The following is a 15,990-nucleotide window of genomic DNA, read 5'->3' as shown; positions in this document are numbered from 1 at the left end:
ATGGGCGGACACGTGGTGATCGCGGGCGGATCGGGACTGATCGGCGGTGCTCTCACCTGGTTGCTGCAGGCCGAGGGATTCCGGATCACCCACCTGGTGCGGCGCCCGCCGGCCGGGTCGCACGAGGTCGAATGGCTCACGGCCGCGCCCGCGCACCTCGACCCCGCCGTGCTCGACGGCGCCGACGCGGTGATCTGCCTCAACGGCGCGAGCATCGGCCGGCTGCCCTGGACGGCCTCGTACCGCCGCACCCTGCGGGAGTCACGGCTGATCCCGACCCGCACCCTCGCCACGGCTCTGCGCGAGCTGGGCACGCGTGCCCCCGCGTTCCTCTGCGCCTCCGCCGTCGGCTACTACGGCGACCGGCCCGGGGAGGCGCTCGACGAGACGAGCTCGCAGGGATCCACATTCCTCGCCGAGCTGTGCGGGGCGTGGGAGCGCGAGGCGCTCGCCGCCGGACGGCACACGAGGGTCGTGCTGCTGCGCACCGCACCGCTGCTGCACGCGGAGGGCGTGCTGAAACCCATGATCGCCCTCGCGCGTCTCGGGCTGAGCGGTCCGCTCGGGCGGGGCACGCAGCTCTGGCCCTGGATCTCGCTCGATGACGAGGTGCGGGCGATCCGGCATCTCATCGGCACCGACATCGAGGGTCCGGTCAATCTCTGCGGCCCGACCCGCGCCTCCGCGGACGAGATCGGCCGCGCGCTCGCCACCGCGCTGCACCGGCCCTACCTGCTGCCCGCGCCGGCGCCGGCGCTAAGATTGGGGCTCGGCAGCGATGCCGCCGAGTCGCTGCTGCTGGCGGATGCCGATGTGCGCCCCGCGGTGCTCGAGCGCTCCGGTTTCGAGTTCGAGCATCCGACCGCCGCGCAGGCGATCGCCGCCGCGCTCGCGGGGTGAAGCAGGGCGAGTCGGGGCGAGTCGAAGCGAAGCAGGGCGAGTCGCAGCGAAGCAGGGCGAATCGGAGCGAAGCGGGCTGAAGACGTCGGAAGGGCGAGCGGGCACGGCACCGCGGAGGAGGCTGAACATGGCACAGCAGCGGGCGAAGCGCGCGGTACGGCGGAACATCCGCGGGGTTCGGGCTGCCGCCGCGACCGGCACGACCGCGGCGCCGATCCTCACCAGACACATCGTCGACGGTCGCCCCCGCCAGGTCTCAAGGGACGTCTCGCTCGTCGAGTCGCTCGCGTTCACGCAGGCGGACCCGGCCCACATGTCGCTGACCGTGATGTCTTCTCCGACCCCCGAGAGCATCGCCGAGCTCGCGTCGGCGTGGCAGCTGCATCCGCTCCTGGTCGAGGACCTGCTGCACGGCGGGCAGCGGCCCAAGCTCGAGCGCTACGGCGACGTGCTGTTCCTGGTGCTGCGCTCGGCCCGCTACATCGATGAGAGCGAGGAGGTGGAGTTCAGCGAGTTCCATCTGCTCGTGCGCCCGCGCGCGCTCGTGATCGTCTGCCAGGACGGGCGACTGGTCGACGGCACCGAGATCCCCTCGGGGTTCTCTCCGGAGCCCGAGGCCCCGCTCGGCATCGGGGCGCCCCTGCTCGAGCACGAGCACCTGCTGCGGCTCGGGCCCGAGGGCATGGTCTATCAGCTGCTCGACGCGATCGTCGACGGCTACTTCCCCGTGCTCGACGGCGTGCAGATCGACAAGGAGCAGATCGAGCGCCAGGTCTTCAGCGGGGACGCGGCGGCCGCCGCGCGCATCTACCACCTCAGTCAGGAGGTGATCGATGTGCTGCACTCGACCGCCGCGCTGACCAGGGTGCTGCACCGGCTGCAGCAGGGCGCCGACAAGTACGCGATCCCGGATGCCCTGCAGGCCTACCTGCAGGACGTCTCCGATCACCTCACCCGCGTGGTCACGGAGACCACCGAGCTGCGCGACGCGCTCTCCCAGATCCTCAGCGTCAACGCGACCCTCGTGGCCCAGCGGCAGAACGAGGACATGAAGAAGATCTCGGGCTGGGCGGCGATCCTCTTCGCCCCGACGCTCATCGCGGCGGTGTACGGCATGAACTTCGACGTGATGCCCGAATTGCACTGGGCGGCGGGCTACCCGCTCGCGGTCGGCGGCATGGTCGGGTTCGCGGTGCTGCTGTACGTGCTGTTCAAGCTGAAGAGATGGATGTGACGGTCGGCTCGCGAACGCCGCGATGTCCGCGGATGCCGCGTCCGCGCACGCCGCAGGCCGGCGAGCGCGACGGCGAATACCGAGGTGAGGATCAGCGCCAGTGCGGGCGCGGCCGTGGTCCATGGCGCGCGCTCCACGTAATCGATGCCCTCGGAGAGCAGCAGCCCCCACTCGGGCAGCGGCGGCTGCGCACCGAGGCCGAGGAAGCCGAGGGCGGCGAGCGCGAGCGCGACGCCCGGCAGCCGCAGCATGCCGTGGCGCAGCAGCGGCGGCACGGTTGCGGGCAGCACGTGCCGCGTCCAAATCTCGAACCGCGACACGCCTGACAGCGGCAACCAGCGCACGTGCGGCAGCGCCAGCGCCTCATCGATGAGCGCCGCCGCGTGCGCGGTCAGCGGTGGCCACGTCACCCACAGCACGGCGAGCGCCGCCCCGCCCACCGACGGGCCGAGCAACGCGGCGATGATCACGCCGGCGAGGATCGGCGGCGTCGCGTTCGCGATCTCCGCCGGCCCGCGCGCTACCTCGCCGAGCACGGCGAGCAGCAACCCGACGACGATCGCGAGCAGCACGATCAGGAATGCGGGGGTCAGTGTTCCGATGGTGCCGTGGGCCACGCGGGCGAGCAGATCGCGCCCGCTGGCGTCCGCCCCGAACGGGAGTTCCATGCTCGGCGGCGCAAGGCGCGGATAGAGGATCGAGTACGGATCGCGCGGCAGGCCGAACGCGAGGATCGCGAGCAGCACCGCGGCGGTCAGCACCGCGGTCCAGCGCGCCGTCCGGCCGTCGCCGCGCGCCTCGGGAGGAGGCGGCAGCGACCCGGGAGGCAGCGAGCCGCCGCGCAGCAGCCGCCTCGCGAGGGTCGTCACCACGCCGACGAGCACGGCGGCGAGCGCCATGAGCAGCACTCCGGCCTGCAGCGCGGGCAGATCCTGTGCGTTCGCCGAGCCGAGCAGATAGCGCCCGAGACCCGGGATCGCGAAGATCTGCTCCACCGCGACCGCTCCGCCGAGCAGGCCGATGAACACGAGTCCGAGCTGGTCGACGACCGCTGCAGCAGCCCGCCGGAGCACGCCGGCGAGGATCACCCGCCTCGGCGCCCGCGCAAGCCGCCAGACGTTCACCCAGCGTTCCTCGGCGACGGCCGATACGGCGTCGGAGAGCAGGCGGCCGAGCAGACCTCCCGCGGGCACCCCCAGGGAGAGGGCCGGCAGGATCGCGGTGCCGAACCCCGTCCACCCGTACGGGGGCAGCCACTGCAGCTGCACGGCCACCACTACGAGCAGCGCGCTCGCGAGCAGGAACTCCGGGAGCGCGGTGAGCGCGACGCCCACCGGCCCCGAGCCGCGCTGCGGCTGATCCCGCAGCACGCGCAGGGCGGCGGGGACGACCAGGGCCGTGGCGATCGCGAGAGCGACGACGCCGGCGAACAGGGTCAGCGTCGCGGAGGTGCCGAGCGCCTGCCACACGCCGGGACCGATCTCCCCGCCGCTCACCCAGGAGGTGCCGAGGTCTCCTCGCAGCACTCCCGACCACCATCTCAGGCTCGTGGCGAGCGGCCCGCCGTCGAGCCCGAGCTCCTGCCGGATCGCTGCGAGAGCCTCGGGCGTCGGCTCGAGCTCCGCGTAGCGGGCGCGCAGAACCGCGGCCGCGGGGTCGAACCGCGACAGCCAGGGCAGTGCCCCGGCGACGAGCAGCAGCACGACCCCGCTGAGCACGCGGGAGAGGAGTCCGAGAGTGTTGCTGTGCCTCACGGTGCCCGTCTCTCCTATTCGGCGTCGAGGTGCGTGTCGGCGGTGATGAGGATCCGCTCGCGGGGGTCCCGGGCTGCTTCGTGCACGCTCAGCGCCTCTCCCTGGATCACCCGCTCGTGCAGCAGCGGGATCGCGGCATCGGTGCCGAGCACGCTCGCCTCGGCGAGCATGATGCTGTGCTGCCGCTCTTCGCCGGCCTCCGTCTCGGAGGCGACCCGGATCTGCTCGTCGACCTTCGAAGAGCAGAGCTGCGAGATGGAGAAGCCGCCGTCGCAAGTGAAATCGGAGGCGAGGTATGCCACGGGATCGCCGGAGTCGAGCACCGTCGCACGGGACAGGATGAAGGCGTCGAAGACTCCGTCGAGGGCGTCGGCTTCAATGTACTGGTACTCGCGCACGTCCTGCTGCACGTCGAAGCCGGCGGCTTCGAGCTGCTGCTCGAGCATCACGGCGACCTCCGGCAGCTCCGCCCGGTCGGTGAATGTGCCGAGCGTGATCCTCACGCCGTCGACCTCCGCGGGGTCGGCCCTGCCGTCGAGCAGTCCGCGGTAGTCGGCGTCGGCGCGGAAGCCCGCGGCATACGGCAGTGCCGGGCCGAGCAGGCCCTCGGCGACGTCGGCGCGGCCCTCGTACACCGATTCGACGATCGCAGCGCGATCGATGGCCTCGCGGGCTGCGGCGCGCACCGCGGGGTCGGCGAACGGACCGGTCTCGGTGTTCAGGTAGAGCGTGTTGGTGCGCGGCATGGGCACCTCGGTGAGCAGGTCCTGGTCGACCGAGGCGGCCTGGCCGGCCGGGATCGCCTCGACGACGTCGGCCTCGCCCGTGCGCAGCGCGGCGGATCGAGCCGTGCCGTCGGGCACGAACTTCACATCGATGCCATCCGCGATCGCGGGGTCGCCCCAGTAGTCGTCGTATCGGTCGAGGGTGGCGCCCGAGACGCCGTCGACGTCGACGATCTCGAACGGCCCGGTGCCGGTGCCGACGGGGTTCACGCCGTTCTCCGTGTAGGCGGCTGCGTCGAAGATCGCGAGCTGCGGGCTCGACAGGCGGTGCGGCAGCAGCGGATCGGGTTCGCCCGTCTCGATGCGCACCTCGTGCTCGCCCTCCGTCCGCACTGTCAGCTGCACCCCGTCGAGGATGCGCGGCACGGGTGTCGCGTCGACGGCGTGCTGCAGGGAGTTCACCACGGAATCGGCCGTGAGCGGCTGCCCGTTGTGGAAGGTGACCCCGTCGCGGATCGTGAAGCGCCAGGTCAGGTCGTTCTCGCGCTCCCACTCGGATGCGAGACCGGGCAGCGCCTCGCCCGCTTCGTCGAGCACCACGAGCGTCTCGGACGCCGACCAGCGGGACAGCTTGAACGCGTCGTCGCTCAGCGGGCTGAGGCCCGAGCGCGGCGGTTGCATGTGGGCGACGGAGATGCGGTCGCCGGTGCCGCGGTGGTCGCCGCCCCCGTCGGAGAAGCAACCGGAGAGCGCGAGGATGCCGGCGAGCGGGATCGCTGCGAGCACGAGGGAGCGGGATCTGGGCTTGGAGAGGGGCATCGATGGGTCCTGTTCGTGTGTCATTCGGGTCGGGTCGGTGAAACGATGGTCATCGTTCGGGAGCAGCGCGCGGCGAACTCCGGATCGTGGGTGACGAGGAGCAGCGCGATGCCGGCCTGCGCGACGCCGGCGAGCAGCGCGGATGAGACGGAGAGCGCCGTCGCGGGGTCGAGTGCGCTGGTCGGCTCGTCGGCCACGAGCACTGCGGGCTCCACCGCGAGCGCTCGCGCGATCGCGGCGCGCTGCGCCTGTCCGCCGGAGAGCTCGGCGGGGCGGCGGTCGAGCAGCTCGAGGTCGAGGTGGGCGAGTTCGGCGGCGCGGCGGATACGTGATTCCACCTCTGCAGCGCCGGCGCCGTTGCCCGGTACGGGGGCGAGCCGGCGCAGGGCCTGTTCGATGGCGCGTCGGATCGACCAGCGCGGCACGAAGGACGCCGCGGGATCCTGCGATACGCCCTGCACGAGTCGACGCAGGCGCTTCGCCGGCCGCAGCGAGGGCGCGCACCACTCGTTCCCCGACACCCTGACTGCTCCGGTTGCCGGAGCTCGCAGGCCCAGCACGATATCGGCGAGAGTGGACTTGCCCGCGCCGGATCGGCCGACGACGGCGAGCGACTCGCCGCGGTGAACGGTGAGGCTCGTCGGGGCGAGCACGGTGCGGGAGCCGGCGCCCCGCCCATGGGAAGCGGTGACCCCGCGGACCTCGACGGCCGGAGCGGCGGTCGATGCGTCGGTGGCGGCGTGCGGGTTCATCACGCGGCGCCTTCGTGCTCGCTGATCGGTTCTCCGGTATCCCGGGCCCCGCCGACCGGGGTCTCGGTGACGCGTCCGTCGACCACCCTGATGTGACGTGTGGCGATGGCTTCCGCGACGACGGTGTCGTGGGTCGCGACGATCAGTGCCTGGCCGGGGTTCACGATGCGGGTCAACAGGCCGAGCATGAGGTCGCGCGATTCGTGATCGAGGGCGCTGGTGGGTTCGTCGGCGAGGATCAGCGGCGCCCGCGTCAGCAGCGCAAGCGCGAGAGCGCCTCGCTGCGCCTGACCGCCGGAGAGTTCCGCGGGGCGCCTGCGCCCCAGCTCGGGATCATCGAGCCCGACCGAGCAGAGCACCTCGGCGATCCGCCCGGGGCTCGCGCCGGTCACGCTCCGCAGCTGCCGCCCGAGCGGAATGAGCGGGTGGAGGGCATCGAGGCCGCGCTGCGGCACGAACCCGATCCGCGATCCGCTCGCCGTACGCTCTCCTTCGGCGCGCAAGCCCGCCGCCCACCGTCCGCAGAGGCAGCTCAGCAGCATGGACTTCCCGCTGCCCGAGGGGCCCGTGACGACGACGCGCTCGCCGGCGGCGATATCGAGCTTCGGGATCCGCAGCAGGATCCGCCCGTCCGCCTCCGCCCGCACGACGATGTCGCGCAATGCGAGCAGCGGAGCGTCGGGCAGGTCTGGCAGCGGAGCGTCGGGCAGGGCTGTCGTGTCGGACGTCGTGAGCGCGGTCTCCCCCGGAGTCGGCGGTCGCCCGGCGCTTGCCCATCGAGTATTGTCGATAACCATAATGAGAATGATTATCAATCAAGAACAGAACGCTGCGCAAATCGCGAGGAGGGAGAACGACTCGCCGAGCTACTGCCGCGCGAGGTCGCGACGGCTGAAGCCGGCGAACCCGACGAGCAGGAAGAACAGGGTGACGAGGCTGATCCACACGAGCCCCCACCAGTCCGCGTCCGTCTCGGTGACGTTCGGGATGTGCCAGAACGGGCTGATCGCCAGCACCCAATCCCAGAGCTTGAACGTCGGGCCGAGCAGAGTGAGCACGAACGAGGCGAGCACGCCGACCCAGGCCGCGAGCGACACTTTCGGACGCGCGCCGATCACCGCGACCGACACGGCGACCACGGTCCACACGGCGGGGATCGTCACGAGCGCCTGCAGCAGTGCGTCGCCGAAGCGCACGCCGATGTCGGCACTCGACGCGAGGGATGCGATCACGACCCCCGCGATGAGCACGTACGCGGCGGGAGCCAGGAGCGCGATGAGCACGTTTCCGCCGTAGTAGCGGGAACGGGCGACGGCTCCGGCCAGCAGGGGCTCGACTCGATCCTCCATCTCCTCGCCCCGCACCTTCAGCATGGTCTGCACCCCGGGGATCGCCGCGAGGATGCCGACGAGGCTCAGGATCGTGACAAGGAACGCCGAGATCAGCGCGTCGTGGGTGGTCGCCCCGGCGGCGAGGATCTGCGAGACCGCGCTGTCCTTGCCGAGGATGTCCTGGATCGAGGTGGCGAAGTACCCGAACACGACCCCGAGCACGGCGAAGGCGATCGTCCAGGTGATGATCGGGCCGGCGTTCAGGCGGAGCGCCAGCCGCCAGGTCGAGCGCACTCCCCCGCGAGCGGGACCGGGACGGGGCGCGATGGCACCCTGGCCGAAGTCTCGGCGCGCCTGCAGCGCGAACGCGACCCCGAACGCGACGACCGCGAAGGCGAGCGCGTAGAGGAGCGGCCACCAGTGGTTCCCGTTCGCGGGGCGGGTCTCCGTCATCCAGCCCAGCGGGTTCGCCCAGATCGCCCAGGCGCCGGCGTCGATCGAGTACGCGAATCCGCGCAGCACGAACAGTGCCCCGAGCACGCCGACGGCCATCGAGCTCGCGGTGCGGGAATCGCCACCCAGCTGCGCCGCGACCGCCGCAACCCCGGCGAACATCCACCCGGATGCGGTGAAGGTCGCCCCGAGCAGCATCGAGGATGGCCAGTCGCCCCCGCACAGCCCCGTCACGCCCCCGGCGATCAGGCCGACCAGCAGCGAGCCGATGACCGCGAGGCCCGCTCCGGCGAGGAGTCGAGTCGCGCGACCCATCACCCCGGACGCGAGCAGTTCCGCCTGCCCGGAATCCTCCTGCCCGCGAGTGGCCCTCACCACTGCGAATATCGCGCCCAGCGCAGTCAGGAACCCGCCGAGGGCGAGGGAGCGCCAAGCGTTGAACCCGTCGACGGTCGAGAGGTCGAACGCGGGCCCGAAGATCAGGCCGAGCGCGGGGTTCGCGCCGACCGCGGCGGCGAGGCCCGCGCGTTCCTGCTGATCGGGGAATACCCACGGATAGACGAGCACCGAGGAGGCCGACAGCGCGGTGGCGATCACGATCCACGGCGCGAAGCCGCGCCCCTCGTGCTTCAGGGACGCGCGCAGCAGAGGCGCGGCCCCGGCGAGGGCGCCCATCAGGCGCTCGCAGCGTCTGCATCGTAGAGCCGCAGGAACAGCGACTCCAGCGACGGCGGCTCCACCGTGAGCGACACCAGCCCGTACGGCGCGAGCAGCGTCATCGCCTCGCCCACGCGATTGGCGTCGGCGGTCGCGGTGAGCCGGTTGCCGTCCAGGCGCACGTCGTGCAGCGACGCGAGTTCGGCCGGCCGGGGCACGCGCTCGAGCGTGGCGTGGATCGAGGTGCGGGCCTGGCCCTGCAGCTCGGCGAGCGTGCCGGTCTCCACGATCCTCCCGTCCCTGATGATCGAGAGCCGGTCGGCGAGCGACTCGACCTCCGCGAGGATGTGGCTCGACAGCAGCACGGACGCGCCGCGCGCCCTGGCCTCGCCGATCACCTCCTGGAACACGTTCTCCATGAGCGGGTCCAAGCCGCTCGTCGGCTCGTCGAGGATCAGCAGCTCGACGTCCGAGGCGAGCGCCGCGACGATCGCGACCTTCTGCCGGTTGCCCTTCGAGTACTGGCGCCCCCGCTTCGTCGGGTCGAGCTCGAACCGCTCCACCAGTTCCGCGCGCCGGCGCTCGTCCAGACCTCCGCGCAACGACCCGAGCAGGTCGATCGCCTCACCCCCGGTCATGCCCGGCCACAGCGACACGTCGCCGGGCACGTAGGCGAGTCTGCGATGGAGCTCCACCACATCGCGCCACGGATCGCGACCGAGCACGGTCGCCGCGCCGCCGTCGGCCCGCAGCAGACCGAGCAGCACGCGGATCGTGGTCGACTTGCCGGCACCGTTGGGGCCGAGAAAGCCGTGCACGCTCCCCCGCTCCACCGACAGGTCGAGGCCGTTCAGGGCTCGGAATCTGCCGAAGGACTTGGTCAGCCCCCGCACATCGATCACTGCGTCCGTGCCCATCAGTGCGCCTCGCTTCCGCCGGTCTTCGCGTGTGAGAGCAGTGTAACCCCGCGCTCGACCTCGGCGGCCGACGGATCGACCTAGCGCTTCTCCGGCGATCGCCTCCCGAAGGCGCCGCGGGTGCGGGTGAGGCGGTAGTCGATGCGGTCGTCCACCCAGGTCTCGAGCTCGGGGATATCGGTGATCGAGCCCGCGAGCTCGTGCGAGACGTGCTCGGTGACCCGCTCCAGGCGCGCGATCCGCTCGGCCCGCTCGAGCACCCGGTCATCGATGCGCAGAGCCCGCAGCGTCGCCCAGGCCATGAGCAGCAGCACCACGCTGAACGGCAGCGCCGTCGCGAGAGCCGCCGCCTGGAGCGATTTCAGACCGCCCGCGAGCAGCAGGGCGATCGCCACCACGCCTTCGAGAACCGACCAGAGCACCCGCGACCAGGTCGGCGGGTTGGGGTGACCGCCCGAGGCGAGCATGTCGACCACGAGCGAACCGGAGTCCGACGAGGTGATGAAGAAGATCGCGACGAGCAGGATCCCGATGACGGAGAGGATCGTGCCGAGCGGCAGGTCGCCGAGCACCTTGAACAGCGCGCTCTCGACGTGCACCTCGCCGCCCTCGACGAGGTCGCCCTGGCCGAACAGCTGCCGGAAGAGGCCGGCGCCGCCCATCACCGAGAACCAGATCATGCCGACGATCGTGGGCACGAGCATGACCCCCGCGATGAACTCGCGCACCGTGCGACCGCGAGAGATGCGCGCGATGAAGATGCCCACGAAGGGCGACCACGAGATCCACCATCCCCAGTAGAAGATCGTCCAGTCCGAGAACCAGCTCGTGGCCTCACCGCGCTGATAGGCGCCCACGTCGAACGTCATCTGCATGACATTCGCGAGGTAGAAGCCGATCGACTCGGTGAGGTTCTGGAACAGGAAGAGCGTGGGGCCGAGCAGCAGCACGCTGATGAGCAGCACACCGGCCATCGACAGGTTGATGTTCGAGAGCCACTTCATGCCGGCCCCGATACCGCTGATCACCGAGATCATCGCGATGAGCGTGATGACGAGGATCAGCACCACGAGCATCGTGTTGCTGACGGTATCGACGACCCCGATCTCGGCCATGCCCGCGGAGATCTGCTGCACCCCGAGGCCGAGCGAGGTCGCGACGCCGAAGACGGTGCCGAAGATCGCGAGCACGTCGATCACATCGCCGGTCCACCCCTTCACCCGCTCGCCGAACAGCGGCTCGAGCGCCCATCGGATCGAGACGGGCCGCCCGCGCCTGTGGATCGCGTAGGCGATCGACAGGCCGATGATCGCGTAGATCGCCCACGGGTGCAGCCCCCAGTGCACGAAGGTCTGCGCCATCGCGAGGCCGGCCAACTCGCCCTCGCTCCCCTCCCAGCCGGGCTTCGGCTGCACGGTCGCGTAGGTGAGCGGCTCCCCCACCCCGTAGAAGACGAGACCGATGCCCATGCCCGCAGCGAACAGCATCGAGAACCACGACAGCACGCCGAACTCGGGCGTATCGTCGTCACGGCCGAGGCGGATCCTGCCGAGCCGGGAGAACGCGATGAAGGCGGCCACGCCGATGAACACCGCGACGACGATCATGTAGTACCAGCCGAGGTGCGCGACGATCCAGCCCTGCACGGCGGTGAACACGGCGTCCGCCGCACTCGGAGCGAGGATCGCGAAGAGCGAGACCAGCAGGATCACGATGAGCGCCGGCCAGAAGACGCCGGGCGAGATCATGCCCTTGCCGATGCGCACGCCGTGACGTCGCAGCTTCTCGGTGATGCGCGCGTCGGAGTCGTCCTCGGCGATGTGCACGGAGAGCGGGAGGTGGACGGTGCTCGGGATCCCCGGCTCGGCGGGGAATGCGGCGGCCGCTCCGGTGACCGGCTCGGCGGAGGACGGCGCACCCGCGTCGAACGGGGCCTCGTGCCCCGCCTCGGGTTGCGTCCCGCCGTCCTCGCGCGGCCGCTCGGTTGAGCTCATCGTCGTTCCCCTATCTCGTTCGACGAACAAATTCGACCTTTCTACCTTTGCGGGCTGCGGGTGCTATTGCAAGCCGAGCCCAAGGGACAGCAGGTCGTCGAGAGCGCTGCGACGGCGCGTTTCACCATGTGCGGACGCAATCCCGATGCAAGTGAACTTGAAAGTTCGCCATGTCGAACTTTATGATGAGGTACCATCGAATCCAGATCGAGGCGCATCGTCCGCGCTCGATCCGAAGCACGCGAAGGAGATCCATGTCGTCCCGCCCCTCACGCCCGGCATCGCGCGGAGCCCTCGCGCTCGTCGCCGGACTGCTGCTGTCCACGGCCCTCACGGCGTGCGGTCAAGAGGCCCCCGTGAGCCCGGAGGCCGACGACGGACGACCGGTCGTGCTCACCACCTTCACGGTGCTCGCGGACATGGCCCGGAACGTCTCGGGAGATCACCTGCGCATCGAGTCGATCACCAAGCCGGGGGCCGAGATCCACGGGTACGAACCCACCCCCAGCGATATCCGCAAAGCCGCCGAGGCCGACCTGATCCTCGATAACGGCCTCGGCCTCGAGGCGTGGTTCGAGCAGTTCGTAGCCGACCTCGATGTGCCCCACCGCGTGCTGAGCGAGGGTGTCGATCCCATCCCGATCGCCGACGACACGAACGAGGGCCTTCCCAACCCTCACGCTTGGATGAGCCCTGAAAGCGCCCGGATCTACGTCGACAACATCGTCGACGCATTCAGCGAGCTCGATCCGCAGCACGCCTCCGACTACGCCACCAACGGCGAGGCGTACAGCGCCGAGCTGGTCGCCGTGCAGCAGGAGCTCGTGACCGACCTCTCGTCCCTCCCCGAGCAGCAGCGCGCGCTCGTCACCTGCGAGGGCGCCTTCTCCTACCTCGCCAGGGACGCGGACCTCACCGAGCGCTACATCTGGGCGGTCAACGCCGAGCAGCAGGCGACCCCGCAGCGGATCGCCTCGGTGATCGACTTCGTCAGGAGCAACGAGGTCCCAGCCGTGTTCTGCGAGTCGACGGTCTCGGACAAGACCATGCGGCAGGTCGTCGAGTCCACCGACGCGGAGTTCGGCGGGACGCTGTACGTGGATTCGCTCTCCGAACCCGACGGGCCCGTGCCGAGCTACCTCGAGCTCATCCGCCACGACGCGGAGCTCATCGCCGACGCGCTGACGGGGGCGGAGGCGCCGAACGACGCTGACGCGCCGGCCGAGGCGGCTGCGCTGGGCGAGGCAACAGCTCCGAACGAGGCAGCAACTCTGACCGGGGCAGCAACTCCGACCGGCGCGTCCGCTCCGAACGGGGGCGAAGCATGACCGGCACGACCGCTCCCGCACTCAGCGTCTCCGGGCTCACCGTGCGCTACGGCGAGGTGACCGCCCTCGACGGCGTCGACTTCTCCCTCGCCTCCGGTCGAGTCTGCGGCCTCATCGGCATGAACGGCTCGGGCAAGTCGACGCTGTTCAAAACGATCATGGGCATGATCCGCCCTGACTCGGGGTCGGTGCTCATCGACGGCGATCCGCCCGCACGTGCGCTCCGTGCCGGCCGCGTGGGCTACGTGCCGCAGAGCGAAGACGTCGACTGGGCCTTCCCCGTCTCCGTGCGCGACGTCGTCATGATGGGGCGCTACGGCCGCCTCGGGATCACGCGCCGTCCCCGCCGCGACGACCGGCGAGCGGTCGATCACGCACTCGAGCGCGTCGAGCTCACCGACTACGCCGACCGACAGATCGGGCGACTCTCGGGGGGCCAGCGCAAGCGCGCCTTCGTCGCCCGCGGGATCGCGCAGGGGGCCACAACACTGCTGCTCGACGAGCCGTTCGCGGGCGTCGACAAGCGCTCCGAGGCGACGATCACCCGCCTGCTGCGCGAGCTCGCCGCCGACGGACGCACGATCCTCGTCTCCACCCACGATCTGCACGCGCTGCCGACGCTCGCCGACGAGGCGATCCTGCTGATGCGCCGCGTGCTCATGCACGGCGCTCCGCGCGAGGTACTGCGGCCCGAATCGCTCGCACTCGCGTTCGGACTCGACGTGATGGGCGGGGAGGATCGCGCATGAACCCCCTCGACCTCCTCCTCGAGCCGCTCGGCTACGACTTCATGGCCCGCGCGCTCCTCACCGCGCTCATCGCCTCCGTGGTGTGCGCCGTGCTCTCCTGCTGGCTGGTGCTCATCGGCTGGTCCCTGATGGGCGACGCCGTGTCGCACGCCGTGCTGCCGGGGGTCGCGCTCGCCTACCTCGTCGGCGCCCCCTTCGCCCTCGGCGCCGTGGTGTTCGGGATGCTCGCCGTCGCACTCATCGGAGCGGTGCGCGACACGAGCCGGGTGAAGGAGGACGCGGCGATCGGGATCGTCTTCACGACGCTGTTCGCACTCGGCCTCGTGATCATCTCGGTGGTGCCCTCGCAGACCGACCTCACGCACATCATCTTCGGAAATCTCCTCGGGGTATCCCAGGCCGACCTGCTGCAGATCGCGGCGCTGGGCGCACTCGTGCTCGCGGTGCTGGTGATCAAGCGCCGCGACTTCACCCTCTTCGCGTTCGATCCCACCCACGCGCACGCGATCGGCCTCCGCCCGAGGGTGCTCGGCGCGATCCTGCTCGGCCTGCTCGCCATGACCTCGGTCGTCGCCCTGCAGGCGGTGGGCGTGATCCTCGTCGTCGCGATGCTCATCATCCCCGGGGCGACCGCCTACCTGCTGACCGACCGCTTCGCCCGGATGCTGCTGCTCGCCCCGACCGTCGCCGCGGCCTGCGCGTTCATCGGTCTCTACGCGAGCTACTATCTCGACACCGCTTCGGGGCCCATGATCGTGCTCGCCCAGGGCGCGGCCTTCGCGCTCGCCTATCTCTTCGGGCCCAGGCAGGGACTCATCGCGACCCGGCTGCTCGCGCGACGGCGAGCGCGGACCGCCGCACAGTAGGGGCGCTCGCGACCCCTACAATCGAGGCATGCCTCACAGGGACGCCCCCGCCGCTGATTCGCGGCCCCTCAGCGCCAGCGAGGTGCGGGCTCGGTTGGAGCTGCTCTCCGAGCTCGGATACGGTCTGCTCGAGTCGGGATTGACCAGCGCGCAGACGACGCGGGAGCTCGCCCGGCACGCCCGCGCACTCGGACTCGGAGAGGCGGACTTCAGCGCCTTCGGCCGGATGCTGAGCATCGAGAAGGCACTCGACGACGGCACCACGGTGTCGGTGACCGGAACCGCACGGGCCCTCGACCTCATCGACTGCACCCGCTCGAAGGCGCTCGTCGAGGTCGCGGAGCGCGCGGAGGGCGGCGGCGCGCGCACCGAGGTCGGCGGCGGACGCACACGGGACGGCGGCGAGCCCGAGGGCGGCGGCGATCCCGAGGCCGACTGCGGGCGCACAGCTGCCGGCAGCGCATCCGAGCCCGTCCTCGCTGAGGCTCGAGCAGAGCTCCGGCGCCTGCGCGACACCGCAGCCCCGGGATGGGCCGTCGCGCTCGGCATGACCATGCTCGCGTTCTTCATCAGCATGCAGGTCGGGGTGAGCTGGCGGGCATGGGTCGCGGCCGCGGCGCTGCAGATCCTCTCGTCGGGCGTCGGTTTCACACTCGGCGGCCTGCGCCCGCCGAAGGTGCTCACGATCGCGGTGCAGAGCTCGGCCGCGGGTGCGTTCGCGACGCTGCTCGTGCAGCTCGATTTCGTCGACCCCGTGGGCGCCGCCGTCGCGATCGCGGTGAACTGGCTGCTCCTGCTGCCCCTGCCCCAGGTGATCGGGGCCGTGACCGATGCCGTCGAGGCCGACTACATCTCGGCGCTCTCCCGCGTCGCGAGCGTCGGCATGGCGGCACTCGGCATCTTCATCGGCGGCGCCTTCACCTTCACGCTCGGCGAAGCCCTCGGGATGGAGCACCCCAGGCTCGACTCGCTGCCCAGCCTGCCCTGGTACCTGGTGCTCGTCTTCTCCGCGCTGGGGGCGATCGCGAACGCTTTCGCCAACGGGGGCCGCGCGCCCCTCGTGATGCCGGCCGCGGGGCTCGGCCTCGTGACGGGCGCCGTGAGCCAGGCCCTGCTGCTCGTCTTCGGGGTGCCCGTGCTCTGGGCGAGTTCCTTCGCCGCGCTCGTGCTCGGCGTGGTGAGCACGTTCATCGCGGCCCGCACCGGCTACCCCCAGCAGGTGCTGGCGCTCATGGGCATCACGGGCGCGCTGCTGCCCGGCATCCCGGTCTTCTTCGGCATCCTGCAGGAGATGGGAGGCGGCACCGGTCTCGGCCACTTCGCCCATGCGGCTGCGATCTGCCTCGGCATCGGCACGGGGGTCGCGCTGGGCTCCTACCTGGCGGGGCTCGGCATGCGGGATCGCAGCTCGGGATCGGGCGGCGCGGTATCTGAGTGAGAATCGGGATCCGCCTCGTGTCCCCGGGAGCCATACCTGCGACCGCCGGGTAGCACCTGAACTCGTACATTGG

At 70.9% G+C, this 15,990-nt stretch carries 13 protein-coding genes; 6 read left to right on the top strand and 7 right to left on the bottom strand.

Annotation, left to right across the window (positions count from 1 at the left end; translation table 11 throughout):
- Together KVY00_RS00330 and KVY00_RS00325 are read left to right on the top strand one after the other, a co-directional pair.
- The gene (locus KVY00_RS00330) at nt 1–900 is read left to right on the top strand and encodes a TIGR01777 family oxidoreductase (RefSeq protein ID WP_223043798.1); all 900 of its coding nucleotides are present in this window, start codon (nt 1–3) and stop codon (nt 898–900) included.
- A gap of 127 nt (nt 901–1,027) precedes the next feature.
- Nucleotides 1,028–2,134: a magnesium and cobalt transport protein CorA gene (locus KVY00_RS00325; protein WP_223043797.1), complete on the top strand. Its 1,107-nt coding sequence runs from the start codon at nt 1,028–1,030 to the stop codon at nt 2,132–2,134.
- Here KVY00_RS00325 and KVY00_RS00320 read toward each other — a convergent pair.
- The 7 genes from KVY00_RS00320 to KVY00_RS00290 form a co-directional block, all read right to left on the bottom strand.
- On the bottom strand, nt 2,056–3,888 hold the full coding sequence (locus tag KVY00_RS00320) for an ABC transporter permease subunit (protein WP_255572691.1): 1,833 nt from the start codon (nt 3,886–3,888) through the stop codon (nt 2,056–2,058). The two genes, KVY00_RS00325 and KVY00_RS00320, sit on opposite strands and share 79 nt — an antisense overlap.
- A gap of 14 nt (nt 3,889–3,902) precedes the next feature.
- Nucleotides 3,903–5,432, bottom strand: coding sequence for an ABC transporter substrate-binding protein (locus KVY00_RS00315; protein WP_223043796.1), 1,530 nt, complete (start codon nt 5,430–5,432; stop codon nt 3,903–3,905).
- 20 nt (nt 5,433–5,452) lie between these two features.
- Nucleotides 5,453–6,184 (bottom strand): ATP-binding cassette domain-containing protein, encoded by a 732-nt coding sequence (locus KVY00_RS00310; protein ID WP_223043795.1) that lies wholly within the window; start codon nt 6,182–6,184, stop codon nt 5,453–5,455.
- Nucleotides 6,184–6,981: an ATP-binding cassette domain-containing protein gene (locus KVY00_RS00305; protein WP_223043794.1), complete on the bottom strand. Its 798-nt coding sequence runs from the start codon at nt 6,979–6,981 to the stop codon at nt 6,184–6,186. The genes KVY00_RS00310 and KVY00_RS00305 overlap by 1 nt, the downstream gene beginning before the upstream one ends.
- A gap of 69 nt (nt 6,982–7,050) precedes the next feature.
- A complete protein-coding gene (locus tag KVY00_RS00300) occupies nt 7,051–8,643 on the bottom strand; it encodes an ABC transporter permease (protein ID WP_255572690.1) in 1,593 nt (530 codons plus the stop codon).
- The gene (locus KVY00_RS00295; RefSeq protein WP_223043793.1) at nt 8,643–9,542 is read right to left on the bottom strand and encodes an ABC transporter ATP-binding protein; all 900 of its coding nucleotides are present in this window, start codon (nt 9,540–9,542) and stop codon (nt 8,643–8,645) included. Before KVY00_RS00295 ends, KVY00_RS00300 begins: the two co-directional genes overlap by 1 nt.
- An 80-nt stretch (nt 9,543–9,622) precedes the next feature.
- Complete coding sequence (locus tag KVY00_RS00290) at nt 9,623–11,536, bottom strand: BCCT family transporter (protein ID WP_223043792.1); 1,914 nt, start codon at nt 11,534–11,536, stop codon at nt 9,623–9,625.
- A gap of 254 nt (nt 11,537–11,790) precedes the next feature.
- Here KVY00_RS00290 and KVY00_RS00285 point away from each other — a divergent pair, with 254 nt between their 5' ends.
- Genes KVY00_RS00285 through KVY00_RS00270 form a run of 4 tightly spaced genes read left to right on the top strand, consistent with a single transcriptional unit; the run spans nt 11,791 to nt 15,917 of the window.
- Nucleotides 11,791–12,864 (top strand): metal ABC transporter substrate-binding protein, encoded by a 1,074-nt coding sequence (locus KVY00_RS00285; protein ID WP_223043791.1) that lies wholly within the window; start codon nt 11,791–11,793, stop codon nt 12,862–12,864.
- The gene (locus KVY00_RS00280; protein ID WP_223043790.1) at nt 12,861–13,613 is read left to right on the top strand and encodes a metal ABC transporter ATP-binding protein; all 753 of its coding nucleotides are present in this window, start codon (nt 12,861–12,863) and stop codon (nt 13,611–13,613) included. Before KVY00_RS00285 ends, KVY00_RS00280 begins: the two co-directional genes overlap by 4 nt.
- Nucleotides 13,610–14,479: a metal ABC transporter permease gene (locus tag KVY00_RS00275; protein ID WP_223043789.1), complete on the top strand. Its 870-nt coding sequence runs from the start codon at nt 13,610–13,612 to the stop codon at nt 14,477–14,479. Before KVY00_RS00280 ends, KVY00_RS00275 begins: the two co-directional genes overlap by 4 nt.
- 28 nt (nt 14,480–14,507) lie before the next feature.
- Nucleotides 14,508–15,917: a threonine/serine exporter family protein gene (locus tag KVY00_RS00270; protein WP_223043788.1), complete on the top strand. Its 1,410-nt coding sequence runs from the start codon at nt 14,508–14,510 to the stop codon at nt 15,915–15,917.
- The last annotated feature ends 73 nt before the right edge of the window (nt 15,918–15,990 follow it).

Source organism: Leucobacter tenebrionis, assembly GCF_019884725.1.
GTDB lineage: Bacteria > Actinomycetota > Actinomycetes > Actinomycetales > Microbacteriaceae > Leucobacter > Leucobacter tenebrionis.
The sequence above is the reverse complement of the archived record's forward strand: the minus strand, read 5'-3'. Positions and strand labels throughout refer to the sequence as shown.

What these genes read in the sequence shown, in the direction of transcription:
- KVY00_RS00330 (WP_223043798.1), top strand. Translation starts at nt 1, where the DNA reads ATGGGCGGACACGTGGTGATCGCGGGCGGATCGGGACTGATCGGCGGT.
- KVY00_RS00325 (WP_223043797.1), top strand. Translation starts at nt 1,028, where the DNA reads ATGGCACAGCAGCGGGCGAAGCGCGCGGTACGGCGGAACATCCGCGGG.
- KVY00_RS00315 (WP_223043796.1), bottom strand. Translation starts at nt 5,432, where the DNA reads ATGCCCCTCTCCAAGCCCAGATCCCGCTCCCTCGTGCTCGCAGCGATC.
- KVY00_RS00310 (WP_223043795.1), bottom strand. Translation starts at nt 6,184, where the DNA reads ATGAACCCGCACGCCGCCACCGACGCATCGACCGCCGCTCCGGCCGTC.
- KVY00_RS00305 (WP_223043794.1), bottom strand. Translation starts at nt 6,981, where the DNA reads ATGGTTATCGACAATACTCGATGGGCAAGCGCCGGGCGACCGCCGACT.
- KVY00_RS00300 (WP_255572690.1), bottom strand. Translation starts at nt 8,643, where the DNA reads ATGGGCGCCCTCGCCGGGGCCGCGCCTCTGCTGCGCGCGTCCCTGAAG.
- KVY00_RS00295 (WP_223043793.1), bottom strand. Translation starts at nt 9,542, where the DNA reads ATGGGCACGGACGCAGTGATCGATGTGCGGGGGCTGACCAAGTCCTTC.
- KVY00_RS00290 (WP_223043792.1), bottom strand. Translation starts at nt 11,536, where the DNA reads ATGAGCTCAACCGAGCGGCCGCGCGAGGACGGCGGGACGCAACCCGAG.
- KVY00_RS00285 (WP_223043791.1), top strand. Translation starts at nt 11,791, where the DNA reads ATGTCGTCCCGCCCCTCACGCCCGGCATCGCGCGGAGCCCTCGCGCTC.
- KVY00_RS00280 (WP_223043790.1), top strand. Translation starts at nt 12,861, where the DNA reads ATGACCGGCACGACCGCTCCCGCACTCAGCGTCTCCGGGCTCACCGTG.
- KVY00_RS00275 (WP_223043789.1), top strand. Translation starts at nt 13,610, where the DNA reads ATGAACCCCCTCGACCTCCTCCTCGAGCCGCTCGGCTACGACTTCATG.
- KVY00_RS00270 (WP_223043788.1), top strand. Translation starts at nt 14,508, where the DNA reads ATGCCTCACAGGGACGCCCCCGCCGCTGATTCGCGGCCCCTCAGCGCC.